This is a genomic window from Gordonia sp. CPCC 206044 (genome assembly GCF_048537895.1).
In the GTDB taxonomy this organism is placed as follows: domain Bacteria; phylum Actinomycetota; class Actinomycetes; order Mycobacteriales; family Mycobacteriaceae; genus Gordonia.
The window spans coordinates 429,048-452,573 of the sequence record NZ_JBCLVL010000003.1; the positions used below are offsets into that span (position 1 = coordinate 429,048).

The following is a 23,526-nucleotide window of genomic DNA, read 5'->3' on the forward strand; positions in this document are numbered from 1 at the left end:
TGGCATGCAGCCTGACCACGACGTGGTGATCGTGGGTGCCGGGTTCGGGGGTATGGGCGCCGCCATCGAGTTCGCCCGCCTCGGCCATGACGACATCGCGATTCTCGAACGCTCGGACGACCTCGGTGGGACGTGGCATGTCAACCACTATCCGGGCCTCGCGGTCGACATCGCATCGGTCACGTACTCGTATTCCTTCGAGCCGAATCCCTACTGGTCGCGGATGTTTGCGCCCGGCGCAGAACTCAAACGCTACGCCGAGCACGTCGCCGACAAATACGACCTACGGCGACGGATGGAGTTTTCCACCGTGGTCGAGCGGGCCGAATGGGATGACACCCAACGGATCTGGCACGTCACGACCGACGACGGACGAGTCCGAACCTGCCGATACCTGGTTCCTGCCACCGGCTTCCTGTCGCAGCCGCACACCCCGGGTTTCCCCGGCATCGAGTCCTTTGCCGGCCGCATCATCCACACCACGGCGTGGGAAGACGGTCACGACTTCACCGGCGAGCGCGTCGCCGTCGTCGGGACGGGCGCCACGGCGGTGCAGCTGATCCCCGAGATCGCCAGACGGGCAGCGACACTGGCTGTCTTCCAGCGCACCCCGATCTGGGTGGTACCCAAGATCGACTTCCCGATCCCGTCGGTGGTGCAGGAGTTGTTCGCCCGCATGCCGATGACCCAACGTGCCGCGCGTGCCGTCAGCACCTCGCTGCTCGAGGTGTTGATGGTGTTCGGAGTGCTGCATTTCAAGCAGGCAAAACCGGGCAATCGTGGTGCGGCACTGCTGGCCAGGGCCCATCTGCGGGCGTCGGTGCGTGACCGCGCGACACGACGGGCACTCACGCCGTCCTACGATTTCGGCTGTAAACGGCCGACCTTCTCCAACACGTACTTCCGCACCTTCAACCAGCCCGGCGTCACCTTGGAGACGAGTGCGATCGAGCGCGTCGAGCCGGATGGTCTGGTGACCGTCGACGGCAAAAAGATCGTCGCGGACACTCTGGTGCTGGCCACCGGATTCAACCTGTGGGACGTCAACTTCCCGGCCTTCCGGATCGTCGGGCGGGAAGGTAGAGATCTGGGTACATGGTGGCGCGACAACAGATTTCAGGCGTACGAGGGGATCGCCATCCCGCACTTTCCCAACCTGCTCTCGCTGAACAGTCCGTACTCCTACAGCGGGTTGTCGTACTTCACCACCATCGAGGGGCAGATGCGCCACATCCGCAGGCTGTTCGGGGAACTGCACCGTCGGGGCGCCACGACCTTCGAGGTCACCGACTCGGCCAACGATGCGTTCCTGCAGCAGGTCACCGACGATCTGCAGTCGTCGGTGTTCTACAACGGCGTTTGCGGCAGCGCGCGCAGTTACTACTTCAACCAGCACGGCGAGGCGGCACTGCTCCGACCGAATTCGACCTTGACCACGCTGCGCGAGATGTCACGGTTTCCGCTGGACGCCTACGACTTCGCCTGAGGTCCTATCCTGAGGGCATGCGCGCATGGGCGGTGACCCGACCGGGTCCGATCGCGGGACACCCGCTGGCGTTTGTCGAGAAACCCACGCCCACACCTGCCGCCGGAGAACTGTTGGTCCGGGTCCTCGCGTGCGGGGTGTGCCGAACGGATCTGCACGTCGCCGAGGGCGACCTCCCGGTACGGCGCGAGGGCGTGACACCAGGTCACGAGGTGGTCGGTGAGGTCGTCGCGACCGGCGACGACGTCGCGGGATTCGCATCCGGCGACCGTGTCGGGATCGCCTGGTTGCGCAGCACCGACGGTACCTGTGCGTACTGTCGCCGCGGCGACGAGAATCTCTGTGCGGCGTCGTCGTACACCGGATGGGACGCCGACGGCGGATATGCCGAGTTCGCCACGGTACCTGCGGACTTCGCCTATCGTCTGCCCGCCGACATCGACACCGTCGAGGCGGCTCCGCTGCTGTGCGCGGGCATCATCGGCTACCGGGCGCTCAAACGTGCCGCCCGCGACGGTGACCGGGGGACGGCGTTCACGGTGCCGCCGCGCCTGGGGCTCTACGGTTTCGGGGGCAGCGCGCATCTGTGTGCCCAGGTGGCCATCGCGATGGGGGCGAGGGTGCACGTCATGACCCGCGGCGCCGCGGCCCGCGACCTGGCCCGTGAACTGGGCGCGGCGTCGGTCGGCGACACCCATGACGCGCCACCCGAACCGCTCGATGCCGCGATCACCTTCGCGCCGGTGGGGGAGATCGTCCCGGTGGCCATGCGGGCGCTGGATCGTGGCGGCATCCTCTCGATCGCGGGTATCCATCTGACCGATGTCCCGGCACTCGATTACGAGCGGGAACTGTTCTACGAGAAGGAGATCCGTTCGGTGACCGCGAACACGCGTGCCGACGGGCGAGAGTTCCTCGAGCTGGCCGCCCGGTTTGGCGTGCGGTCCACGGTGCATCCGTACCCCTTGTCGGCGGCCGCGGATGCCCTCGCCGACCTGGCCGCGGGCCGCTTCGACGGTGCGGCAGTCCTGGTCGCGGACTGATCGTCGGCGCTACACCGGAGCCAGCAGCTCGGGACCGTTGTTGGCGACCCGGTTCACCAGCGGCGCAACCTCACGGATGTCGATGGCGTCGGCGACCGCCGTGGCGGGCGGGGCGAACAGATCGCCGGGGGCGGTGTGGTCGGGATCGAGCCAGGCATCCCAGTTGTCGAAGGGCATGATCAGCGGCATGCGGTCGTGGACGTCCTGCAGCCGGCCGACGGCGTCGGTGGTCAGGATGGAACAGCTCAACAGCGGTGCGGTGTCGCGAGGTGCGTCCTTGGGTCGCCACACCGACCACAGGCCCGCCATGAACAAACGGGTGCCGTCGTGCGGCGACATGAAGTAGGGCACCTTGGTGGGTTTGCCCTTCGCGTCGACGGGTCCCTTCTTCCACTCGTACCAACCGTCCATCGGTACCAGGCACCGTTTGGACTTGACCGACGTCCGGAAGGAACTCTTCTCGCCCGCGCTCTCGGCCCTCGCGTTGAACAACAGGGGCCCCTTGCCGACCTCCTTGGCCCACGGTGGCACCAGACCCCACCGCATCGCACGGATACGCAACGCCGGATCGTCGTCCGGATCGTCGGGGGAGTGGCGCTTGACGACGGTCATGATCGTGGTCGTCGGCGCGACGTTGTAATTCGGTCCGAGCGCGCGTGGCGCCCGCTCTGTGTCGACGGCGTCGGCGACCGTGGACGAATCCTGGGCCTCGGCTCCCGACGCGCTCGGGTCGAGGGGCACCGGCACCTCGTTGATCGCGTCGATCTCCGCGGCGAGTTTCGCCGGGTCGGTGGTCACCGCATAACGTCCGCACATGCAGACCATGCTGTCACGTGTGGCCGACAGCGCGGCGGTGTCGATCAGACCGCGATGTCACCGACCACCGCGTCGGTGACGGCGATCAGATCGGCCGGGGCCAGTGAGACCTCGAGTCCGCGCCTGCCCGCGCTGCACAGCACCGTCGACCAGGTGAGGGCGGAACGGTCGATCACCGTCGGCAGTGCGGTGCGCTGACCGACGGGGGACACACCGCCCAGGACGTATCCGGTCGCCCGGGTCACCGCCTTCTCGTCGGCCATCCGGGCCTTTCCCGACCCGATGCCCGCGCCGGCGAGAGCGATCGCCGCGGCCTTCAGCGAGAGTCGTCGCGGTACCGGCACGACGGCTGTGGCCAGCGAGCCGGACACCTCGATGACCAGCGTCTTGAAGATCTGCTCGCTGTCGACGCCGAGCGATTGCGTCAGTGCGGCGACCGCTTCGTCACCGAAGGAGTCGTGTCGCGGATCGTGTTCGTATCGATGCACCGTATGGGTGACACCGGCACGTTCGAGTGCGGCGATCGCGGGTGTCGCGGCCATGTCGTGTCCTCTCGGTTCTGGGCGTCTCACGCCGACGGATGGCGACGTGAACACACGGGCGAATCCGGGGCCGCCCCGACCGTCACGGCAGTGTCCGCGTCGGGAACCGGTGGCGGCATGGAACATTTGTCGACGTCGGTCTGTTGTGTCGAATGGTGCCGACGATCCGATCCGGTCGTCGTCGCGTTCGTGACCAGCGGATCCCGAGTCGAAGGAAGGTCGATCAGCCCGATGAGTACCCCCGGCCTGCTCGTGCCCACCAGAACCGACGTGCCCGCGGGCGACCGGTCTCCGGTCGCACCGGACGCGGTCTCGGTAAGCTGGACCGACAGCGGACACCGCAACGTCGACCCCCGCTGGGTCATCGACACACCGGACTCCGCTGCGAACGCCGCCACCGAAGGGATCGTAGTGGTCGAAGCCGAAACACCGGACCAATCGTCGACAGCCGAGTCCGCCGACGTCGCCGAGACGACGTCGGGAGCCCGTTCGGCTGCGCCCCGTCGGGCCGACCCGTCGGAGACGCCGGAGGAGCTGACCGAGCGTTTCGAGCGCGACGCCCTGCCGCTGCTCGACCAGATGTACGGCGCCGCGCTGCGGATGACACGTAACCCGGCCGACGCCGAGGACCTGGTCCAGGAGACCTACGTCAAGGCGTTCTCGGCGTTCTCGTCTTTCCGCGCGGGCACCAACCTCAAGGCGTGGCTCTACCGCATCCTCACCAACACCTACATCAACGGTTATCGCAAGAAGCAGCGGCAACCGGCGCAGTACCCGACCGACGAGATCACCGACTGGCAGCTTGCCGCGACCGCCGAGCACACCTCGACGGGCTTGCGATCGGCCGAGATCGAGGCTCTCGAGGCCCTGCCCGACGACGACATCAAGGCGGCCTTGCAGGAGCTGCCCGAAGACTTCCGCATGGCGGTGTACTACGCCGACGTGGAAGGTCTGCCGTACAAGGAGATCGCCGAGATCATGGACACCCCGATCGGTACCGTCATGTCCCGACTCCATCGTGGCCGACGTCAACTGCGCGAATTGCTCGCCGACGTGGCCCGCGAACGTGGCTTCAACCGCTCGGCACCGACCTCGGGCAGCGGGGTGGCCCGATGAGCACCGACGACCGGCCCGAGATGTCGCGTCCGGATCCCGACGCCGATCCGGAGTTCACCAGCCTCGACTGTTCGGCGGTGATCGCCGACGTATGGCTGTTGCTGGACAACGAATGCGATCCCGGCGCCCGTTCACGCCTGCAGGGGCACCTCGACAACTGCCCGTCGTGCCTGGCGCACTACGGCATCGAGCAGCAGCTCAAGACGCTGATCAGCCGCAAATGCGGGGGCGACCACGCGCCCGAGGGGCTGCGGGAGCGCCTGCGCATCGAGATCCGTAGGACCGTGACCGTCCGCGAGACCGACCTCGGCTGATCAGGCCGTCTCTGGAGACCGACCACAAACGCCGAGAGCAACCAGTTCGTCATCGACAGCATCGACGCTGCGGTGAGTCTGGTTGCTCTCGGCGTTTTTCTGGTTGCTCTCGACGCGAGGGGCGTCGAGGCGTTCCAACGACCGTGCTCGGTTCCCTGAGTCGAGGACTCAGGAGTTAGGACGCTTGCCGTGGTTGGCTGCGTTCTTCTTGCGAGCGCGCTTCTTACGTCCGCGCTTACCCATGACGGGCCTCCTTCGTGCTGTGTGCGTCGTCCATTGTCCCACGGAGGTCGTGCGTGACCGAAATCGCCTGTCGTGGGCTTGCCCGCGGCGGTCGTGGACGCTATCGGCGGGTGGCGCCCACCGCGTCGTGAGCGCCCCACCGGTGGGCTAGGTTATGTGCATGGCTGAAGACGTCGTGGCAGAAATCGTGGCGAGCGTCCTGGAGGTGCGGGCCACCCCCGGGCAGCAGGTCGACATCGGCGACACGCTCTTTCTGCTCGAGTCGATGAAGATGGAGATCCCTGTTCTCGCAGAGGAACCCGGCACCATCGCCGACATCAAGGTGAAGGTCGGTGACGTCATCCAGGCCGGTGACGTCATCGCCGTCTACGAGTAGGGCATCGACGGCGGCGCATGTCGACTCTCGCGGATCTGCTCGCCGAGCACACCAATCTGTCCGACGCCGCGGCGGGCCATCTGCAGCGACTCGTCGCCGAGTGGCAGTTGCTCGCCGACCTGTCGTTCGCCGATCTGTTGATGTCGGTACGAACCGAGAACGGTGACATCCTCACCGTCGCGCAGTGCCGGCCCAACACGGCCTCGACGGTGTTCCCCAACGATGAGGTGGGCACCGTCGCCTACGGCCGGGTGAGCCCGCAGCTCGAGCGCGCGTTCGCCGCCGACCGGGTGCTGCGCGACGAGGATCCGTTATGGCTGGGGTCGGTGGCCATTCGACGCGAGGCGGTGCCCGTCGGGTTCCCCGGCGCCGACGGTGCGATCGCGGTTCTCACCAGGGCGGTGGACCTGACCCACCCGCGGCTTCCGTCACCCCTGGAGCTCGCGTACCAGGATTCTGCCAACGATCTGTGCCAGATGGTCGCCGACGGTACGTTCCCCCAGCAAGAGGGCAATCCGAGGGGGCTGTCGACGCCCCGTGCCGGTGACGGCTTCGTCCGTGCCGACGAACACGGCATGGTGGTCTACGCCAGTCCCAACGCGTTGTCGGCGTTCCACCGGATGGGGTGGACCACCGAACTGACCCATTCTCGATTGTCCGAGGTGGCGGCCTCGTTGCTGACCGACCGGTTCGAATCCGACGATCTGGCCACGATGATCGACTCGGCGGTCGACGCCCAGACCGTGCCGGACGGCCCGTACCGCGATGTGGGTATGCGGATGGAGGCCGACGCCCGCCGGGCCACGGTGCTCATCCGGGCGGTGCCGCTGCGTCCCCGTGGGGTCAGTACCGGCGCGGTGGTCCTGATCCGCGACGTCACCGAGGTCAAACGTCGGGACCTGGCCCTGATCAGCAAGGACGCGACGATCCGCGAGATCCACCATCGTGTCAAGAACAACCTGCAGTCGGTGTCGGCACTGCTGCGACTCCAGGCCCGCCGGACGGGTAACCCGGAGGCGCGCGGTGCGCTGACCGAGGCCGTCCGTCGAGTCGCGTCCATCGCGCTGGTGCACGAGTTGCTCTCCGGCAGCGTCGACGAAGAGGTCGACCTCGACGAGGTCGTCGACCGTCTGGTGCCGATCCTCGTGGATGTCGCATCGGGGGATGCGCCTGTGTCGGTGCGTCATCGCGACCGTCTCGGGGTGCTCTCGGCAGAGCTGGCGATGCCCTTGGTGATGGTGCTGACGGAACTGATCCAGAACGCGATCGAGCACGGCATCGACCCGACGCAGGACGGCCAGTCCACAGGCGGTATCGAGATAATCGCCGACCGAGATATGCGTCAGTTGCGGATCTCGGTGCGCGACAACGGTTCCGGCCTCCCGGAAGGTTTCGACATCGGCACCTCGGATCGCCTCGGGCTGCAGATCGTGCAGACGCTTGTGCAGATCGAACTCGGCGGCACCCTCACCATGGGCCCGCGCCCGGACGGGCGGGGCACCGAGGTGACCGTCGTCGTCCCGCTGCGTTGAACCCTGCTGCGTTGAACCCTGCTGCGTTGAACTCTGGGTCGAGGGCCGACCAGGCCCTTGTCCCGCAACGCATCTCATTCACCACAGACGAAGAGACCCGGCCGGGGCCGGGTCTCTTCGGGCCGTTGCGAACGGCGTGGTTCGTCTGCCCTCAGACGCTGCTGCGGGTCCGCGTCCGAGCGGTACGCCGCTTGAGTGCGCGTCGCTCGTCCTCGCTCATCCCGCCCCAGACGCCTGCGTCCTGGCCGGATTCCAGTGCCCAGGAAAGGCACTCGGCTGTGACGGGGCAGCGGGCGCAGACGAGCTTCGCATCAGCGATCTGCGCGATGGCCGGGCCACTGGTTCCCACCGGGAAAAACAGTTCCGGATCTTCGTCGCGACAGATTGCGTTGTGACGCCAGTCCATTCCTTACTCCTTCAGGTGCTTTTTACGCACCACTCGACAACTCCCAATGTCTGGTTTGTTGTGGCTGTAACCGCTAGTTCACGCGGACCCACCGAATGTTTCCGCACTGTTGCTTGTGAATACTTTCACGAATCCAGGCGAAGTCAATGGTGTTCCGTTGACACGTGTGCAATATCACTGTGTGTGAACACACCCCGGGAGGGGGTGCCTGCACTCGGTGGCCTACCGATGTATTAGTCTACCCGGTCGGATGAGGCACTGTCAGTGAATTTCCGCAGGTCGTCACGTCTGCACCCTGGTGTTCTTCGAGTCAACTCCGATATTCTGTGAGCCATGACACGCCGACGATGTTGATCCTCGTCACACCGGCTGAGTGTCGCGGCCTACGTCGCGGCCCTGGCCGAGGACGCGGTCCCGCTCTATCCGCTCTACGCGGTGATGTTCTCCGACCCGACGGTGGCCGGGGCCGGATTGTCGGACGCGGCCATCTCTTCTCTGTTTGTCATCTGGTCGGTGTCCGCGGTTGTCCTCGAGGTTCCCACGGGACTGATCGCGGACCGCATTCCGCGTCGAATTCTCTTGACGCTCGGGCCAATTGTGACGGCGATCGGATTCATGTCGTGGATGTGGTGGCCGTCATATCCGATGTTCGCCGTGGGCTTCGTGCTCTGGGCCGCGGGCGGATCGATGCGGTCGGGCACCCTGCAGGCGCTGCTGTACGACTCCCTGACGGCCCGCGGCGAGGGCAGGCGATATGTCGCGGTCGCGGGAAGGGTGCGGGCGATGGGGGCGGCCGGTGTGGTTCTCGGTACCGCCGCGGCCGTGCCGCTCGCCACCTGGGGCGGATATACCGCGGCCGGTGTGGCGAGCGTCGTCTCATGCGGTGTCTGCGCACTGGCGTCGGCGCTGCTCCCGGAGGACGCGCCCCCGTCGCGGGGACCCGAGACCCAGCAGGATGCCTGCCACACCGGGTCGCCCGGCATGGGTGCCCTCGCCGCGGTCCGCACACGCGCGGTGTACGCACCGTTTGCGCTCCTGATCGCGCTCACCTGGATTGCCGCGCTCGATGAATATCTGCCGTTGCTGGCCGACACGATGTTGGGTGGGGGCGACGCTCCCGCGGGTGTTGCGTTGCTGATGCTCGTCGTCGCGGTGGGCGACATCGCAGGCGGCCTGGCGGCCGCGCGTGCCCCGGTCGTGCGACGGGCCGTGCTGGCCGGTTGGCTGCTTGCCGGGGCGCTCTCGATGGCGATCGGTGCCGGCTCCGGTCATCCCGCGGGAATTGTATTGGTGGCCTTCGGTTTCGGAGTTCTCGGCTGGGCGCTGGTGGTTGCAGACGGCATGCTGCAGGACCGGGTGCCCTCCAGCCATCGCGCCACCATCACGTCGATGGCCGGGGTAGGTGAGGAGTTGGTCGCGATCGCGGCGTTCGGTGCGTGGGCGGTGGGTGCACAGTGGTGGCCGCCGACGATACTGTTCGCGCTGGCCGCGACGCCCTACGCGGTGCTGTGTGTGGTGCTGCTCTGGTCGGGTGCGACGACGGCGAGGGCGTCGGCGCGGTGACCGAAGTCCAGCGAGGCATGCGCGCCGATGTAGTCACCGTCCATCTGCACGTCGATCGGCTCGTCGGCATGGAAGCGCACCCACGCGACGTCGTCGTCGCGGTGCAGGTGTCGGCCTGCCGGGGTGCGGTGGGTCAGCAGTCGGGCCGCCAACGGGAGATTGCGGGCCACCCCGGTCGAGGTGGCCGCGAAGATCCCGAGTCCGGTGTCGAAACCGGTCGTGGGATTGGTACGTATCTCGAAGTCGCCGAAATACGTCCACGGGCTGGTGTTGCTGACGAAGCCGAATCGGACCCCGGGGATCGGATCGCGATCGGGCAGCTCGACGGTGAACGAGGCCGTGCTCCCGGCGTGCCGCAGGAACGACGTGACCGTGGTCCAGAAGTATCGCCCCGGAGTGGCCGGTTTGCCCGCGTGTCGCTTGTCCTCCATCGCGTGCACGACCACCGCGTCCATCCCCATGCCGGTGTTGAACAGGAACCATCGATCGCGGGTGTGTCCCAGGCCGATCTGGCGGCACTGTCCGGATTCGAGGAGTTCGATGATCTGGCCGGTGGCGGCGAGTGGATCGGCCTGGATGCCCAGCGTGCGGGCGAACACGTTGGCGCTGCCGCCCGGGATGACACCGAGTCGGGGGCGGGGTGCGCCCGGGCGGAATGTCCCGGGAGGACCGAGCAGACCGTTGACCGCCTCGTTCACCGAACCGTCGCCGCCGTGTACCAGCACGACGTCGAAGCCGTCGTCGGCCGCGCGGCGCGCCAGCTCACCCGCGTGCCCGCGATGCGTCGTGTGCTCGACGTCGAGGTGGAAGCGGGAGCTGAGGGTGTGCGCGAGCGCGTCGCGGCCCGCGGGACTGGTCGCGGTGGCGAACGGATTGACGATGAGCATGACGCGCACGGCTCCCAACGATATGGGGTCGGGCCGTGTGACGTGCATCCCCCCGGCGAGGTGAGGAGTAGACGGCCGTCGGGGGCGAGGGGCGCAGACGGTGCGCGGACCCATACTCTGGGTTGCGTGAGGCAAGACAGGGGGTGGCTCGGTGTCCACTGAGCAGACCGGGCCGCCGACGACGATCCGGGTGGCCGGGCTGGTCACCGCACTCGAGGGCGCGATCGCGGTGATCGTCGCCGTCGTGCTCGCGATCCGTGAGGCCGCCGGGCACGAAGAGGCCGCGATCAGCGGCTACGGCACCGCCGCATGGTTCGGCATCATCGGTGGCGGCGTCCTCGTCGGCGGGGTGGCGTTGTTGGCCGGCCGCCGCTGGGGACGGGCGATCGCGGTGGTCGCCCAGATCCTGTTGCTGCCGGTGGCGTACGCGTTGCTGACCGACAGCCACCAGCCGTGGTTCGGCATCCCACTCGCGATCGCTGCGATCGCGGTGCTGGTCCTCATCTTCAGCCCTGCGTCGACACGCTGGCTGATGGTCGACTACGGCCCCGACGACTCGACTGCGGACGATTCGGGGCCGCGGCGGCGCTGAGGGGCCGTCGGCGGTGTCGGTCGTCCGGCCGATCGGCGGCGGTAGGGCGCATGATCGCGAGGATGGGCCGTAAAGTGATGCCATGACACGCATGCTGGCCATTGCGAATCAAAAGGGTGGGGTGGCCAAGACCACCACGGTCGCGTCTCTCGGCGCGGCGTTGGCCGACCTCGACGTATCGGTGCTCGTCGTCGATCTCGATCCCCAAGGCTGTCTTACCTTTTCGTTGGGACACGATCCGGATCAGCTGGAGTTGTCGGTACACGACGTGTTGCTCGGCGACGCCGAGATCGCCGATGTCCTGCTCGACACCGACGACAATGTGACGTTGTTGCCGGCCACGATCGACCTCGCCGGAGCCGAGGCGCTGCTCCTGATGCGGCCCGGCCGTGAGTATGCGCTGAAACGGGCACTGGCAGAAGTGTCCGAGGACTATGACGTGATCCTCATCGACTGCCCGCCGTCGCTGGGCGTGCTGACGCTCAACGGTCTCACCGCGGCAGACGAGGTGGTGGTGCCGCTGCAGTGTGAGACCTTGGCGCACCGCGGGGTCGGGCAGTTGATGCGCACCGTGCGCGAGGTTCAGCAGATCACCAACTCGGACCTGTCGGTGTTGGGGGCGGTGGCGACGTTGTTCGACGCCCGCACCACCCACAGCCGCGATGTGCTGTCCGACGTCGCCGACCGGTACGAACTACCGGTGCTCGATCCGCCGATCCCGCGGACCGTGCGGTTCGCCGAGGCCTCGGCATCCGGGACGTCGGTGATCCGTGGCCGGAAGAACAAGGGCGCCAACGCCTATCGTGATCTTGCCGAGAATCTCTGGAAGTACTGGGAGACCGGCGAGCAGGTGCGGATCCTCGAGGTCATCTGACCCCGCCTGTGTCAGGCCGGTCCATACGACTGGACGGTGTCGCCCCACTGTTCGACGACCGTGTCGCCGAGGACCCTCAGGCTGACCGGTTCGTCGGCGCGTCCGTCTCGGGTGAACGGGATGGTGCGTAGCTCTCGTCCGGTGGCCGCGTCGCGGACGCTCACACCGGCGGCGGTCGGCAACAGCAGTTGTCCGGCCATCACGTCTCCGGTCCCGATCGTTCCGGGTACCTGATAGATCGGCCGCACGGTCTGTGCGTCGAGCACCACGGTGGCGCGCCCGGTGAACACCGTGGTCAAGCCGTTGGCGGTCACGGGTGGGACCGACGACGGCGGCGACGCGTCACCGTCGACCATGTTGGTGGCCGACGCGACACCGTCACTGCTGAACTGGCGGATGGTCGGCGTGCGGGGGGCCGCGGGCGTATCGGTCGGCGGTGCGGGCGGATTGGCGCCACCGTCGTAGACGGCGATCCCGGAACTGCTCATCGCCATCGCCACCGGTGGCGCGCCCGCGGTGCCCTCGGTGATCAGGGTGGAGCCGTATTCCTGCACCGTCTCGTCCTTGTCGAGGACGGCACCGAGGACGGTGAGCCGGTACCCCCGCTCGGTGCCGCAGTGCTCGATGACCGCGATGCGGTCCCCGCCGACCGCAGACGAGAACAGGCGGCAGTCCTCGCGCCCGGGTTGCACGCCGGGTTTCACCGGAGCGTCGATTCGCCCGTACTCGATGCCACGGACCAGGTTCGACCCCCAGCTCTCCAGGCGCGTAGGCCCTTGGGAGACAACATATCCCGAACTCGGGGTCAGTCGGACCCGGTTGTCGGCGTCGCTCGATCGGGCGCCGACCCGTTGCCCGGTGGAACCCTTGAGTCCGGTCACCTCACCGCAGCCGCGCGCATTGCGGTAGGCGGCGAGGACTTCGTCGCTGCTGGTGGGCCAGGCCGCGACCACGGCGCACAGCGCCAGGTCGCGACGGTAATGCCACACCTGATGGCCATCCGACGGGTCGTGTGCGACCACCGCGCCGTCATCGGCGGTCACCACGAGTGCGCCGGTCAGCGCCGGGGTGTCGGTGGCGCTCGAGGTGGCCCGCCAGGTCGGGGTGAGGGCAGCCGGTACCGCCGTCGCCGGTTGTGGTGCCACCGCGGGCACCGCGGCCTGGGCGCTGTCGGTGTGGCGGACCGGGCTGTTCGCCCAGACGATCACGCCGACCACGAGCACGATCGTCACGATCGCAGCGGTGATCCACAGATCGACGGCGGTCCGTCGTTCAGGTCGGATGCGTGCCACGCGCCCTCGCCTCGTCGCAGTGAATGGATGCCGTCCGGTTCACTCGTCGAGGGTCACTCCGCAGCGTTCACCGCGGCGGCCTGGTCGGTGTGCTGGCCGTTGGATCCGCTGCGCTTGGCGCCACCGCGACGGCGACGCCGGCGACGGGGCTTGTCGGTGCCGTCCTCGGCCGACGGGGCCGCGGCCGACTTGTCTGCCTTGTCGGTGTCGCCGCCTGCCGATTCGTCCGGGGCGCTGGTGACCGGGGTACCAGCACGGGTGCGACGACGCGTCCGGGTGGACTTCGGCCGTTCCGAACGCGGGCGGCGTTCACGCTGTTCGTCGTCGCCGCGCGGCTTCGACGACGCGATCCGGCCGGTCGCCGACTCGGGGATACCGAGGTCGGACCGCAGATGCTCCGACGTCGAATACGTCTCGACCGGGTCGGGCACCTCGAGGCCGAGCGCCGAGTTGATCAGCTCCCACCGGTGCAGCTCGTCCCAGTCCACGAGGGTGATCGCGATACCGGTCCGACCGGCGCGACCCGTGCGTCCGATGCGGTGCACGTATGTCTTGTCGTCGTCGGGGCACTGGTAGTTGATGACGTGGGTGACGTCGTCGATGTCGATGCCGCGGGCCGCGACGTCGGTGGCAACCAACACGTTGATGTCGCCGTTGCGGAAGCGCTTGAGCGCCTTCTCCCGGGCAACCTGCCCGAGGTCGCCGTGGACCGCGCCCACCGAGAACCCGCGCTCACCCAGATCGTCGGCGACCTTCTGTGCGGTTCGCTTGGTGCGCGTGAAGATCATTGTCGCGCCGCGATCTTCGGCCTGCAGGATGCGGGCGACCAGTTCGGCCTTGTCCAGTGCGTGGGCCCGGTAGACGTACTGGGTGGTGCGTTCGTGCACCGCCGAATCGTTGGCGTGCTCGGCACGGATGTGCGTCGGACGGTTCAGGAAGGTCCGCGCCAGCGTCACGATCGGGCCGGGCATCGTCGCCGAGAACAGCATCGTCTGGCGTGCCGTCGGGAGCGATCCGATGATCCGTTCGATGTCGGGCAGGAAGCCGAGGTCGAGCATCTCGTCGGCCTCGTCGAGGACGAGGACCTCGACCTTGCCGAGGATGAGATGGCCCTGCTGTGCGAGGTCGAGCAGACGACCCGGGGTGCCGACGACCACGTCGACACCTGCCTGCAACTCGGCGATCTGCGACTCGTACGGGCGGCCGCCGTAGATGGATGCGACCTTCAGCGGGCGGACCGTGCCGTCGGGGAGGGTCACCTCGAGCTTGGGGGCGGCGACCGCGAGATCGCCCGTCACCTGGACGCACAGCTCACGGGTCGGCACGATGACCAGGGCCCGCGGGGTGTTGTCGAGCGGACGCAGGCCCGACTCCTCGGCATGGACGAGGCGGTGCAGCATCGGGACGCCGAAGCCGAACGTCTTGCCCATCCCGGTACGTGCCTGGCCGATGAGGTCGTCGCCGGCGAGCGCCAGCGGCAGGGTGAGTTCCTGGATCGCGAAGGTGTGGGTCTTGCCGTCGTCGGCGAGGGCCGCGACGATGCGGTCGTCGACGCCGAGTTCGGCGAAGGTGGGGGACGTGTGGGTGTCGTCGAGGATCGTGGTCTGCACGTCGTCGGCGTCGGTCGTGGTCACGTCGCTGGTGGTCGCGCTGGATGCGCCGGTACTGCTCATGTGTGGTTGTATGCCTTTCTGCATTTCCTGCACGCACGAAAGGCACCACAGCGGAGATCGCGAGTCGTCTCGCGTGAGGGGGATACGATCTTGACCTGCAGATTCGTTCCCGACTGTGTGGTGGCCAGGCCGAGCATCGGTGCCCGGCGCAGAGTGCGCGCACATTGTCCGGTGTCCCGCGCGTGATCGCGAATCGTCACGTTCGCGTTGGTACACCGCCACCCAGTGTACTTGGTCAACGCTGCACCCCCGCCTACCATCTCCTGCATGTCCACCGCGCCGCCTCCGTCCGGGGTCTCGTCAGACCCGACCGCCAGCCCCGATCCGGACCGATCCGACGCCGTCGGCAAGCTGTTCGCGGTGCTCCTCGCCGGCGAGTACGCGGCCTTCTATCGGCTGATCGACGAGTCGCGAATGGCGCCGGACGTGCCCAGCGGGATCGCCATCGCACGGATGGCCGCCTCGGAGATCGGTCATTTCGACCTGCTCGCCGAGCAGATCTCGGCGCGCGGCATCGACCCGGCCGGCGCAGTGCAGCGCTACCGCTCGGTGTTCGACCAGTACCACACGGTGACGACGCCCAAGACCTGGTACGAGGTGCTCGTCAAGGCCTACGTCGGTGACGGTCTGGCCGCCGACTTCTACACCCAACTCGTCGGTGTGCTGCCGCGTGAGGTCCGCGACGTCGTCGGAGAGGTGATGGGGCAGACGGCCAGCTCGCAGTTCGCGCGGGAACAGGTGTCGGCCGCGGTGGCCGCCGACCCGCTGTTGCGCTCGCCCCTGACCCTGTGGGGCAGGAGGCTGCTCGGCGAGGCCGTGACGCATGCGCAGTGGGTGCTCGCGGCCGAAGAAGAGGTCACCGATCTGCTGTTCTCGAATGCGTCGTCGCTGCAGGGCATCGCGACGTTCTTCGACGCGGTCGCCGCCAAGCACGCCGACCGCATGGCCGATCTCGGTCTGGGCTGAAACGCCCCGATCGGCCTCCGGTTGCGCTGTGAGCGGAGCCGATACCGTCGTCGCTTGGAGCTCAACTAGTCTCGGACGTCGAGAGTTTCTTTCCGCACGCATCGTGAGCATCGTCGAGACGAGAGAAGGGTGGCCATGGCCGTTGAAGTGAAGATCGGCATCTCCGACAGTCCGCGGGAGGTGACCGTCGCCTCGACGCTCACCAGCGACGAGGCCTACGCCGAGGTCGAGGCGGCGCTGAGCGGCAAGGCGCAGTTGCTCTCCTTGACCGACGACAAGGGCGCGCGCTACCTGATCCCGATCACCAAGATCGCCTACGTCGAGGTGGGTGGCGCGGAGAACCGCCGCGTCGGATTCGGCGCCGTCTGAATCGAGAGAAAACAGTGGCGTGCCCGTTCGCGGGCGCGCCACTGTTTCTTTTGGGCGGTCTCGTGTCGGCAGCTCCGAATGGACGGCCTCACATCGACGGTCGTGGGCGCAACGCTCGACCGGACACGGTGATGCGTGTGCTCGCTCATCGGCGGGGCAGCGGCCTGCGCATTCGGAGGACTCACTGCGACTAACCGCGCGGTGGGGCGTCTGACCGGTACGAACTCAGTCCTGCTCGGCTTCTTCGTTCTGCTTGGGCACGTGGGACAGTCCGCCCCACAGCAGCGCGACGGTGGTGTCCACGGCGGTCTGCTTGTCGACCGGCCGCTTGGCCTCGAGCCAGTAGCGGGCGTTGACCTGGCTGGCGCCGACCAGACCTGCCGCGAGCATGCGGGAACGGTAGGGATCGAGTCCCGAATCGTGCATGACGAGGCCGTAGACCGCGTCGACGCAGGCCTCCGTGGCGCCCTCGACCCGACGGATCACCGCCGGATCCATCGCATCGGAGGAGAAGATCAGGCGGTAACCCGAGTTGTCCTGGTCGATGAAATCGAAGAACGCCTCTACCGCGGCTCGGACACGCTGCCGGTTGTCGGTGGTGGTCAGCAGGGCCGCGTTGACGTCGCTGACGAGCTTCTCGGCGTGCGAGTCGACGACGGCGATGTAGAGATCGAGCTTCGACGGGAAATGTTGGTACAGAACAGGTTTGCTGACCCCTGCGTGTACCGCGATCTCATCCATCCCAGCGGAGTGGTAACCACGCTCCACGAAGATCTCGCTGGCGGCATCGAGCAACTGCATTCGACGCGCGCTGCGCGGCATCCGCGTGTTGCTGCGTGCCGCACGATGCGAAGAGTTGGTCGTGGTCGTCATGCGTCGAGAATACCTGCGACGGGTTTCACAATCCGATCCGCACACGGCTCGGCGGGGTGCGGGTCGAAGAGATTCGCACTGACCTGTGAGAAAGTTGCCATGTGAGTCACCCAGGAGAGGGGCCGAACCCGGGGGGCGTCGAACGCGGGGGCACCGGGGTCGACGGCGACCCTCGAATGTCCGGTGGGACCGGTGCGCGGTCGACGACGCAGTCACCCGACCGCGACGCCACCGAGGCGATCCCGCGGACACGGCCACGCCCGGACCAGCCGTTACGGGCGCGGTGGGACCCGACGGACGACAGCGGCCGACCGCGCGTCGACCGTGATGCCCAGCCCGAGCGCAAGAAGCAGTCGGCGCTGGGGCGCTTCGTCGCCACCTACGGATGGCGCGCCTACGCCGTCCCGGTGCTCGCCATCATCACCATCACGCTCATCGTCATGACCGTGAAGGACGGCAGCGATTCGGCATTCGCTCCTGCCGCCGACGTGAATCCGGATTCGGCGTCGCGCAACACCGACGTCAGCAAGGAGACCAAGCCCATCGGGGCCCCGACCGGGGCCATCCAGGCCGCGTCGTTGCCTGCTGGCGCCCTACCTGCGGGCGGGCCGTTCACCCAGAAGGGCAAGGAGTCCTACCACGTGGTGCCCGGAGGCGGGAAGCAGGTGGGCACCGGAGGGCAGGTGTACACCTACACCGTCGAGGTGGAGAACGGCGTCAATCCGCAGGACTACGGCGGTGACGGCAGCTTCGGCAAGATGGTCGACGCCACGCTGGCGAATCCGCGCAGCTGGATCGGCGACGGCAAGGTCTCGTTCCGACGCATCTCCTCCGGCGAACCGGACCTGCGCATCACCCTCGCCTCGCCGGGCACCACCCGGGAACTGTGCGGCTACCAGATCCAACTCGAGACGTCGTGCTTCTATCCGCCCGAAGAGCGGGTCACCCTCAACGAGGCCCGGTGGGTGCGTGGCGCGGTGTCCTACCAGGGAGACGACCTTCTCTACCGCCAATATCTCGTCAACCACGAGACCGGGCACGGGATCGGGTACGAGGCCCACGAACCCTGCAAGGAGAACGGTGCGCTCGCCCCGGTGATGATGCAGCAGTCCTTCGGCGTCGCCAACAGCGAGATCCTCGCCCTCGACCCGCAGATGCAGGCCAATCGGAGTCTGGTCTGCAAACCGAATCCGTGGCCGTTCCCGAATCGGTGAGCCCCCGGGTACCTGTGGGCGGAATGTCGGGACCGCCGAGCCGGTTGACTCCTAAGTCGCAACAATTCAGCACGTGATGGAGGCGCCCGTGTCGTCCTTGCCCCCGCTGGTGGAACCCGCAGCGGAACTCTCCAACGAAGAGGTGGCCCGCTACAGCAGGCACCTGATCATCCCGGACGTCGGGATGGACGGTCAGAAACGACTCAAGAACGCCAAGGTCCTGGTCATCGGGGCCGGTGGGCTCGGGTCGCCGACACTGCTCTACCTCGCCGCGGCCGGGGTGGGCACCATCGGCATCGTCGAGTTCGACGTCGTCGACGAATCGAATCTGCAGCGCCAGGTCATCCACGGCCAATCCGACATCGGCAGGCCCAAGGCCGAGAGCGCGCGCGATTCGATCCTGGAGATCAACCCGTACGTGACGGTCAACATCCACGACCAGCGCCTCGAACCGGAAGGTGCCATCGAACTGTTCGGTCGCTACGACCTGATCCTCGACGGCACCGACAACTTCGCCACCCGCTACCTGGTGAACGACGCCGCGGTCTTGGCGCACAAACCCTATGTGTGGGGTTCGATCTACCGCTTCGAGGGACAGGCCTCGGTGTTCTGGGAAGACGCGCCCGACGGTCGCGGCCTGAACTACCGCGATCTCTACCCGCAGGCCCCTCCGCCCGGGATGGTGCCCTCTTGCGCCGAGGGTGGCGTGCTCGGCATCCTGTGTGCCTCGATCGGTTCGATCATGGGTACCGAGGCGATCAAGCTGATCTGCGGTATCGGTGAGCCGCTGCTCGGCCGTCTGATGGTCTACGACGCCCTCGACATGACCTACCGAACCATCAAGATCCGCAAGGATCCCGACGGTGCGCGGGTCTCCGAGCTGATCGACTACGACGACTTCTGCGGCGTGGTCTCCACCGAGGCGGCCGATGCGGCCACCGGTTCCACGCTCACCCCCGCCGAGCTCAAGGACAAGCTCGACGCCGGCGAGGATGTCGCCCTCATCGACGTGCGGGAGCCGGTCGAGTGGGACATCGTGCGCATCGACGGTGCCACGCTGATTCCCAAAGACCAGATCCTGTCGGGCGCGGCGTTGTCGGATATCCCGCAGGACCGCCCGACGGTGCTGTACTGCAAGACCGGCATCCGGTCCGCGGAAGCACTCGCCGCGCTCAAGCGTGCCGGGTTCGCCGATGCCACCCACCTGCAGGGCGGTGTCACCGCGTGGGCCAACCAGGTCGACAAGAGCCTGCCGACCTACTGACCGCACAGACTGGCGCCGACTGCGTACCGAACCACCTGCTGACGACCCGCCTACGCCAGATCCTGTTCCGCACGGTCCAGGATCGTGGTGAAGGCGTAGGTCATCACCGGGCGACCCACGTAGCGGGTGAGCAGACCGCCGACGATCGGGACCGCGACCTCGAAGGTCGTGGTCCACTCGACGTGGGTGCCGCCGTCGGTGGCCGTGCACGTGACGCGTCCGTGCTCGTGCCGTGACGGCGGCACGCTGCGATCGACGTGATAGTCGAACGAGTGCGGTGGGTGGTAGGCGGTGACCCGCTCGGAGAACCAGCCGACCACCCAGATCAGCACCCGCACGGCACCGAGCCCGTACGGGGCGTCGGCCCCCGGCGTCCGTAACCGTTCCCGAATCACCCAGCGTGAGTGAGTGTAGTTGTGCGCATTGCTGATCCAGTCGAACACCGACGTCAGCGGGGCGTCGATGGTGCGGGTCACGGTCACGGTCTGCATGGGGTGTCCTCTCCTCGGTCCAGTCGATGTGTGCGCTCTATCCGGTCGAGCTTCTCGGGGTTGCGTATCGCGTAGAACCCGGTCAGCTTCTTGTCGTGCACTTCGAAGACGGCGACGGTGTCGACGCGTCCGTCGACGGTGAAGATCGCTGCCGGCGACGCGTTGAAGGTGGCCAGGTCCACCGTCGCCCGGCCGATCTCGGTGCGCGCCACCGCCAGCAGGAACCGCGCGACCTTCTCCGGACCCACCAGCGGGCGGCGGGCGGCGGCGACGTGGCCACCGCCATCGGAGATCGCGACGACGTCGGGTGCGAGCACGTCGAGCAGGCCGTCGACGTCCCCGGTCAGGCAGGCGAGCAGGAGTCGGGCCACCACATCGTCGGTGTCGGTGGGCGGGGTGGCGACCGCGCGGCGGCGGCGCGCGTGGACGTGCTGACGGGCCCGATGGGCGATCTGACGTACCGCGACATCGGATCGATCGACCACGGCGGCGATCTCGGTGTGCTCGTATCCGAACACCTCGTGCAGTACGAACACGACCCGTTCGACGGGGGACAACGTCTCGAGGACGATCTGCATCGCCATCGACACCGATTCCGCGAGCACCGCGTCGTCGGCGACGTCGGATTCGGTATGCAGCGGCTCGGGCAGCCAGGAGCCTATGTAGGTCTCACGCCGTCGTCGCACCGTGCGCAGGTGGTTGAAGGCACGGCGGGACACCGCGGTCACCAGATACGCCCGCGGATCGTCGACCGTCGACGCATCCTGTCGAGACCAGGACAGATAACACTCGCCGACGACGTCCTCGGCATCGGCGACGGCGCCCAGGACGTCGTAGGCCACGGTGAACAGCAGTGGTCGGAGTTCCGCGAAGGTCTCGTCGGGATCGGTCACAGTCCAATGACACCGCACCCCGGGGGTGCGTGACAGGTTCCCGGTGTGTTGTGCATCACACGGCGTGTTCGCCCTCGTGGACGATGGGGTGGCCTGAGGGCCGCGTCGCTGACGCCCACCACCGGGTTTGCTCGGTAATCTCTGCAGAAGTGAACACCGTCCAGCCGCCCGAGCACGTGCTCAACACGTTCGGGCTGACCTCGCACCCGCCGATTCCCATGGGAGATTCGTGGATCGGTGGCTGGCGTGTCGGTGAGGTGGTGTTGTCGCTCGTCCCGGATCATGCGCGGGCCGCGTGGTCGGCGGGGGTGCGCGAGTCCCTGTACGTCGAGGGGTTGCGGATCGCGCGGCCCTTCCGTGCCACCGACGGGCGCTACGTGGTGTCGGGTTGGCGGGCCGACACCTACATCGCGGGTACCTCCGAGCCTCGCCACGACGAGGTCGTGCTGGTCGCCGACCGACTGCATGCGGCAACGGCCGGACTCGATCGGCCCCGATTCCTCCTGCAGTCACCTGCGCCACCACACACCGACGTGGACGTCTTCACGGCCGCCGACCGTGCCGCCTGGGAGGCCGTCCCGTTGCGCACGGCACGCGCGGCCGGGATGTCGGAGCCGACGTCTGCAGATGGCGTCGAGAGCATGGGGATGCTGAAAACGCTTGCGACGCTGCGAAAAACGGTCGACCTGCCGTCGCAGGTGGTACACGGGGACCTGTTCGGCACGGTGCTCTTCGCCGGTGCCGCGGCACCCGGTATCACCGATATCGTGCCGTACTGGCGGCCCGCGCCGTGGGCTGCCGCGGTCGTCGTCGTCGACTCGCTCGCCTGGGGTGGCGCCGACGATGAACTCGTGCAACGCTGGGCGGACCAGCCGGAATGGCCACAGATGATGCTGCGCGCGACGATGTTCCGGCTGGCCGTGCACGCGTTACATCCGCGTGCCACCTCGGGGGCACTGCCCGGTCTGCAACGGGTGGTGGATCTGGTCCGACTGCTGCTCTAGCAGCGTCCGCGCAGGTAGAGGTACTTTCTGCGCTTCTCACAGGTTTGTCGGGGTGATGTGAGCACAACGTGACTCTTCGGTCACGGGAGAAAAAACCCCGGCAACACAGGCTGCCTAACTTTGAGTCCAATCGTCCGACACCGTCGTCGGGAACAGCTCGATCAACACCACGATTGGACGGCCCATGCCTGTACTGCCTGCGTCCGTGCGCAACGCGCTAGGACGTGACCACACGATCACCGACTGGGATCCCGAGGACCGGAAGGCCTGGGACAACGGCAACGCCGCGATCGCCAAGCGCAACCTGGTCTGGTCGGTCATCTGCGAGCACGTCGGATTCTCGGTGTGGTCGCTGTTCTCCGTCATGGCCTTGTTCATGGGACCCGAGTACGGGATCAGTCTCGATCAGAAGTTCGTGATCGCGGCGACCGCGACGTTCGTCGGGTCTTGCCTTCGCATTCCCTACACCCAGGCCACGGCTCGCTTCGGCGGGCGCAACTGGGCGATCTTCAGCGCCATCGTCCTGCTGATCCCCACCGCCCTCACCTTGATGTTGATGATGAACCCGGGTGAGTTCGGGTACGGCTGGTTCCTGGCCGTGGCGGCGCTGACCGGCTTCGGCGGCGGCAACTTCGCGTCGTCGATGACCAACATCAACGCGTTCTATCCGCAGCGGCTCAAGGGGTGGGCACTCGGGCTCAACGCCGGTGGCGGCAACATCGGTGTCCCGGTCGTGCAGCTGGTGGGACTCCTGGTCATCTGGCTCGCCGCCGATCGGCCCGAGATCGTCTGTGCCATCTATCTCGTCGCACTCGCCGTGGCCGGCGTCGGTGCTGCGATCTACATGGACAACCTCGACCACCAGACGGCAAGCGGACGGGCGATGATCGACTGCCTCAAATACCGCGACACCTGGTTGATCGCCCTGCTCTACGTGGGCACCTTCGGTTCGTTCATCGGCTTCGGCTTCGCGTTCAGCCAGGTTCTCAACATCAGCTTCACGTCGGCGGGCGCGGCCAAGCCTGCGCTGGCCGCAGCTCAGATCGCCTGGATCGGACCGCTTCTCGGTTCGCTGGCCCGTCCCTACGGCGGCAAATGGTCCGACCGCATCGGTGGCGGCAAGGTCACCCTGTACAGCTTCATCGCGATGATCTTCTCCGCAGCCATCCTCGTCACCGCGGGTATGGTCGCCGACGCCAACGACAAGGTGATCACCGGTGGTGTGCTCGCTGCCTTCATCACCGGCTTCATCCTGCTCTTCCTGATCTCGGGGATCGCCAACGGTTCGGTCTACAAGATCATCCCCACCATCTGGGAACACAAGGCGCAGAACATCTCCGGGCTCAATGCCCTGGGTAAGACCAAATGGTCACGCAGCATGTCCGGTGCCCTGATCGGTCTGGCCGGAGCAGCGGGAGGACTCGGCGGCGTGGGGATCAACCTGGTTCTGCGGGCCAGCTACAAGTCGAATCAGTCGGCCACCCTGGCCTTCTGGATCTTCATGGGCTTCTACGTGGTGGCCGCCGTGATCACCTGGTGGTTCTACGCCCGCAAGCCGATCGTCATCGGCGAGACCACCGACCTGCAGGTCGCCGCTCCGGCTTCGGAGTCCGCGACGTCGGCGACCGGCAGCGGTTCGGCCGGCAAGGCCATGGCCTGACGTCCGTCGAACCACAGTTCATCGATCAAGGAGTAGT

The 23,526-nt window shown here is 67.2% G+C and carries 25 protein-coding genes; 15 read left to right on the forward strand and 10 right to left on the reverse strand.

What is annotated here, in order from left to right; translation table 11 throughout:
• Positions 1 to 4: 4 nt before the first annotated feature.
• Together AAFP35_RS06535 and AAFP35_RS06540 are read left to right on the forward strand one after the other, a co-directional pair.
• A complete protein-coding gene (locus AAFP35_RS06535; RefSeq protein ID WP_419220737.1) occupies positions 5 to 1,486 on the forward strand; it encodes a flavin-containing monooxygenase in 1,482 nt (493 codons plus the stop codon).
• 17 nt (positions 1,487 to 1,503) lie between these two features.
• Positions 1,504 to 2,529, forward strand: coding sequence for a zinc-binding alcohol dehydrogenase family protein (locus AAFP35_RS06540; RefSeq protein WP_419220738.1), 1,026 nt, complete (start codon positions 1,504 to 1,506; stop codon positions 2,527 to 2,529).
• A gap of 9 nt (positions 2,530 to 2,538) precedes the next feature.
• Here the strand turns inward: AAFP35_RS06540 and AAFP35_RS06545 are convergent, their stop codons facing one another.
• Together AAFP35_RS06545 and AAFP35_RS06550 are read right to left on the reverse strand one after the other, a co-directional pair.
• Positions 2,539 to 3,345, reverse strand: a complete 807-nt coding sequence (locus AAFP35_RS06545) for an SOS response-associated peptidase (RefSeq protein WP_419220739.1) — start codon at positions 3,343 to 3,345, stop codon at positions 2,539 to 2,541.
• 44 nt (positions 3,346 to 3,389) lie between these two features.
• Positions 3,390 to 3,887: an aminoacyl-tRNA deacylase gene (locus tag AAFP35_RS06550; protein ID WP_419220740.1), complete on the reverse strand. Its 498-nt coding sequence runs from the start codon at positions 3,885 to 3,887 to the stop codon at positions 3,390 to 3,392.
• A 231-nt stretch (positions 3,888 to 4,118) separates the two neighbouring features.
• Here AAFP35_RS06550 and AAFP35_RS06555 point away from each other — a divergent pair, with 231 nt between their 5' ends.
• Positions 4,119 to 5,003 carry a sigma-70 family RNA polymerase sigma factor gene (locus AAFP35_RS06555; RefSeq protein ID WP_419220741.1) on the forward strand — a complete coding sequence of 295 codons (885 nt, stop codon included), beginning with the start codon at positions 4,119 to 4,121 and terminating at the stop codon, positions 5,001 to 5,003.
• The gene (gene rsrA, locus AAFP35_RS06560; protein WP_419220742.1) at positions 5,000 to 5,317 is read left to right on the forward strand and encodes a mycothiol system anti-sigma-R factor; all 318 of its coding nucleotides are present in this window, start codon (positions 5,000 to 5,002) and stop codon (positions 5,315 to 5,317) included. Before AAFP35_RS06555 ends, rsrA begins: the two co-directional genes overlap by 4 nt.
• 168 nt (positions 5,318 to 5,485) lie before the next feature.
• Here rsrA and AAFP35_RS06565 read toward each other — a convergent pair whose 3' ends face one another.
• Positions 5,486 to 5,560, reverse strand: a complete 75-nt coding sequence (locus AAFP35_RS06565; RefSeq protein ID WP_370452957.1) for a 50S ribosomal protein bL37 — start codon at positions 5,558 to 5,560, stop codon at positions 5,486 to 5,488.
• A gap of 160 nt (positions 5,561 to 5,720) precedes the next feature.
• Between AAFP35_RS06565 and AAFP35_RS06570 the strand changes: the two genes are divergently transcribed.
• Together AAFP35_RS06570 and AAFP35_RS06575 are read left to right on the forward strand one after the other, a co-directional pair.
• The gene (locus AAFP35_RS06570) at positions 5,721 to 5,936 is read left to right on the forward strand and encodes a biotin/lipoyl-binding carrier protein (protein ID WP_419220743.1); all 216 of its coding nucleotides are present in this window, start codon (positions 5,721 to 5,723) and stop codon (positions 5,934 to 5,936) included.
• Between the two features lie 17 nt (positions 5,937 to 5,953).
• The gene (locus AAFP35_RS06575; RefSeq protein ID WP_419220744.1) at positions 5,954 to 7,468 is read left to right on the forward strand and encodes a sensor histidine kinase; all 1,515 of its coding nucleotides are present in this window, start codon (positions 5,954 to 5,956) and stop codon (positions 7,466 to 7,468) included.
• A 151-nt stretch (positions 7,469 to 7,619) separates the two neighbouring features.
• Here AAFP35_RS06575 and AAFP35_RS06580 read toward each other — a convergent pair whose 3' ends face one another.
• Entirely contained in the window at positions 7,620 to 7,874 is a 255-nt protein-coding gene (locus AAFP35_RS06580; RefSeq protein WP_161062209.1) for a WhiB family transcriptional regulator, read from the reverse strand.
• Between the two features lie 438 nt (positions 7,875 to 8,312).
• On the opposite strand from AAFP35_RS06580, the gene AAFP35_RS06585 reads away from it, so the two are divergent.
• Positions 8,313 to 9,437 carry an MFS transporter gene (locus AAFP35_RS06585; protein ID WP_419220790.1) on the forward strand — a complete coding sequence of 375 codons (1,125 nt, stop codon included), beginning with the start codon at positions 8,313 to 8,315 and terminating at the stop codon, positions 9,435 to 9,437.
• Here AAFP35_RS06585 and AAFP35_RS06590 read toward each other — a convergent pair.
• Positions 9,371 to 10,324, reverse strand: a complete 954-nt coding sequence (locus tag AAFP35_RS06590) for a diacylglycerol/lipid kinase family protein (protein WP_419220791.1) — start codon at positions 10,322 to 10,324, stop codon at positions 9,371 to 9,373. The genes AAFP35_RS06585 and AAFP35_RS06590 overlap by 67 nt on opposite strands.
• Before the next feature lie 151 nt (positions 10,325 to 10,475).
• On the opposite strand from AAFP35_RS06590, the gene AAFP35_RS06595 reads away from it, so the two are divergent.
• A complete protein-coding gene (locus tag AAFP35_RS06595) occupies positions 10,476 to 10,916 on the forward strand; it encodes a hypothetical protein (protein WP_419220745.1) in 441 nt (146 codons plus the stop codon).
• A gap of 82 nt (positions 10,917 to 10,998) precedes the next feature.
• Positions 10,999 to 11,790, forward strand: a complete 792-nt coding sequence (locus AAFP35_RS06600) for a ParA family protein (RefSeq protein ID WP_419220746.1) — start codon at positions 10,999 to 11,001, stop codon at positions 11,788 to 11,790.
• Positions 11,791 to 11,801: 11 nt separating this feature from the next.
• Here AAFP35_RS06600 and AAFP35_RS06605 read toward each other — a convergent pair whose 3' ends face one another.
• Positions 11,802 to 13,082, reverse strand: a complete 1,281-nt coding sequence (locus AAFP35_RS06605) for a PQQ-binding-like beta-propeller repeat protein (protein ID WP_419220747.1) — start codon at positions 13,080 to 13,082, stop codon at positions 11,802 to 11,804.
• A 53-nt stretch (positions 13,083 to 13,135) separates the two neighbouring features.
• Entirely contained in the window at positions 13,136 to 14,755 is a 1,620-nt protein-coding gene (locus AAFP35_RS06610) for a DEAD/DEAH box helicase (protein WP_419220748.1), read from the reverse strand.
• 267 nt (positions 14,756 to 15,022) lie between these two features.
• Between AAFP35_RS06610 and AAFP35_RS06615 the strand changes: the two genes are divergently transcribed.
• Entirely contained in the window at positions 15,023 to 15,721 is a 699-nt protein-coding gene (locus tag AAFP35_RS06615) for a ferritin-like fold-containing protein (protein WP_419220749.1), read from the forward strand.
• A gap of 135 nt (positions 15,722 to 15,856) precedes the next feature.
• Positions 15,857 to 16,090, forward strand: a complete 234-nt coding sequence (locus tag AAFP35_RS06620) for a DUF3107 domain-containing protein (RefSeq protein ID WP_419220750.1) — start codon at positions 15,857 to 15,859, stop codon at positions 16,088 to 16,090.
• A gap of 225 nt (positions 16,091 to 16,315) precedes the next feature.
• Here AAFP35_RS06620 and AAFP35_RS06625 read toward each other — a convergent pair whose 3' ends face one another.
• Positions 16,316 to 16,963, reverse strand: coding sequence for a TetR/AcrR family transcriptional regulator (locus AAFP35_RS06625; RefSeq protein ID WP_419220751.1), 648 nt, complete (start codon positions 16,961 to 16,963; stop codon positions 16,316 to 16,318).
• A 101-nt stretch (positions 16,964 to 17,064) separates the two neighbouring features.
• Between AAFP35_RS06625 and AAFP35_RS06630 the strand changes: the two genes are divergently transcribed.
• Positions 17,065 to 18,177, forward strand: coding sequence for a DUF3152 domain-containing protein (locus AAFP35_RS06630; RefSeq protein ID WP_419220752.1), 1,113 nt, complete (start codon positions 17,065 to 17,067; stop codon positions 18,175 to 18,177).
• 76 nt (positions 18,178 to 18,253) lie between these two features.
• Positions 18,254 to 19,441, forward strand: a complete 1,188-nt coding sequence (gene moeZ, locus AAFP35_RS06635; protein WP_419220792.1) for an adenylyltransferase/sulfurtransferase MoeZ — start codon at positions 18,254 to 18,256, stop codon at positions 19,439 to 19,441.
• A gap of 50 nt (positions 19,442 to 19,491) precedes the next feature.
• Here moeZ and AAFP35_RS06640 read toward each other — a convergent pair whose 3' ends face one another.
• Positions 19,492 to 19,932 carry an SRPBCC family protein gene (locus tag AAFP35_RS06640; protein WP_419220753.1) on the reverse strand — a complete coding sequence of 147 codons (441 nt, stop codon included), beginning with the start codon at positions 19,930 to 19,932 and terminating at the stop codon, positions 19,492 to 19,494.
• On the reverse strand, positions 19,920 to 20,825 hold the full coding sequence (locus tag AAFP35_RS06645; protein ID WP_419220754.1) for an RNA polymerase sigma-70 factor: 906 nt from the start codon (positions 20,823 to 20,825) through the stop codon (positions 19,920 to 19,922). The genes AAFP35_RS06640 and AAFP35_RS06645 overlap by 13 nt, the downstream gene beginning before the upstream one ends.
• A 149-nt stretch (positions 20,826 to 20,974) precedes the next feature.
• Here AAFP35_RS06645 and AAFP35_RS06650 point away from each other — a divergent pair, with 149 nt between their 5' ends.
• Positions 20,975 to 21,829, forward strand: a complete 855-nt coding sequence (locus AAFP35_RS06650) for a TIGR02569 family protein (protein WP_419220755.1) — start codon at positions 20,975 to 20,977, stop codon at positions 21,827 to 21,829.
• A 184-nt stretch (positions 21,830 to 22,013) separates the two neighbouring features.
• Positions 22,014 to 23,489 carry an MFS transporter gene (locus AAFP35_RS06655; RefSeq protein ID WP_419220756.1) on the forward strand — a complete coding sequence of 492 codons (1,476 nt, stop codon included), beginning with the start codon at positions 22,014 to 22,016 and terminating at the stop codon, positions 23,487 to 23,489.
• Positions 23,490 to 23,526 lie beyond the last annotated feature (37 nt).

Coding starts and splice junctions, on each gene's coding strand:
- AAFP35_RS06535 (WP_419220737.1), top strand. CDS start 5: ATGCAGCCTGACCACGACGTGGTGATCGTGGGTGCCGGGTTCGGGGGT.
- AAFP35_RS06540 (WP_419220738.1), top strand. CDS start 1,504: ATGCGCGCATGGGCGGTGACCCGACCGGGTCCGATCGCGGGACACCCG.
- AAFP35_RS06545 (WP_419220739.1), bottom strand. CDS start 3,345: ATGTGCGGACGTTATGCGGTGACCACCGACCCGGCGAAACTCGCCGCG.
- AAFP35_RS06550 (WP_419220740.1), bottom strand. CDS start 3,887: ATGGCCGCGACACCCGCGATCGCCGCACTCGAACGTGCCGGTGTCACC.
- AAFP35_RS06555 (WP_419220741.1), top strand. CDS start 4,119: ATGAGTACCCCCGGCCTGCTCGTGCCCACCAGAACCGACGTGCCCGCG.
- rsrA (WP_419220742.1), top strand. CDS start 5,000: ATGAGCACCGACGACCGGCCCGAGATGTCGCGTCCGGATCCCGACGCC.
- AAFP35_RS06570 (WP_419220743.1), top strand. CDS start 5,721: ATGGCTGAAGACGTCGTGGCAGAAATCGTGGCGAGCGTCCTGGAGGTG.
- AAFP35_RS06575 (WP_419220744.1), top strand. CDS start 5,954: ATGTCGACTCTCGCGGATCTGCTCGCCGAGCACACCAATCTGTCCGAC.
- AAFP35_RS06580 (WP_161062209.1), bottom strand. CDS start 7,874: ATGGACTGGCGTCACAACGCAATCTGTCGCGACGAAGATCCGGAACTG.
- AAFP35_RS06585 (WP_419220790.1), top strand. CDS start 8,313: ATGTTCTCCGACCCGACGGTGGCCGGGGCCGGATTGTCGGACGCGGCC.
- AAFP35_RS06590 (WP_419220791.1), bottom strand. CDS start 10,324: ATGCTCATCGTCAATCCGTTCGCCACCGCGACCAGTCCCGCGGGCCGC.
- AAFP35_RS06600 (WP_419220746.1), top strand. CDS start 10,999: ATGACACGCATGCTGGCCATTGCGAATCAAAAGGGTGGGGTGGCCAAG.
- AAFP35_RS06610 (WP_419220748.1), bottom strand. CDS start 14,755: ATGAGCAGTACCGGCGCATCCAGCGCGACCACCAGCGACGTGACCACG.
- AAFP35_RS06615 (WP_419220749.1), top strand. CDS start 15,023: ATGTCCACCGCGCCGCCTCCGTCCGGGGTCTCGTCAGACCCGACCGCC.
- AAFP35_RS06620 (WP_419220750.1), top strand. CDS start 15,857: ATGGCCGTTGAAGTGAAGATCGGCATCTCCGACAGTCCGCGGGAGGTG.
- AAFP35_RS06625 (WP_419220751.1), bottom strand. CDS start 16,963: ATGACGACCACGACCAACTCTTCGCATCGTGCGGCACGCAGCAACACG.
- moeZ (WP_419220792.1), top strand. CDS start 18,254: ATGGAGGCGCCCGTGTCGTCCTTGCCCCCGCTGGTGGAACCCGCAGCG.
- AAFP35_RS06640 (WP_419220753.1), bottom strand. CDS start 19,932: ATGCAGACCGTGACCGTGACCCGCACCATCGACGCCCCGCTGACGTCG.
- AAFP35_RS06655 (WP_419220756.1), top strand. CDS start 22,014: ATGCCTGTACTGCCTGCGTCCGTGCGCAACGCGCTAGGACGTGACCAC.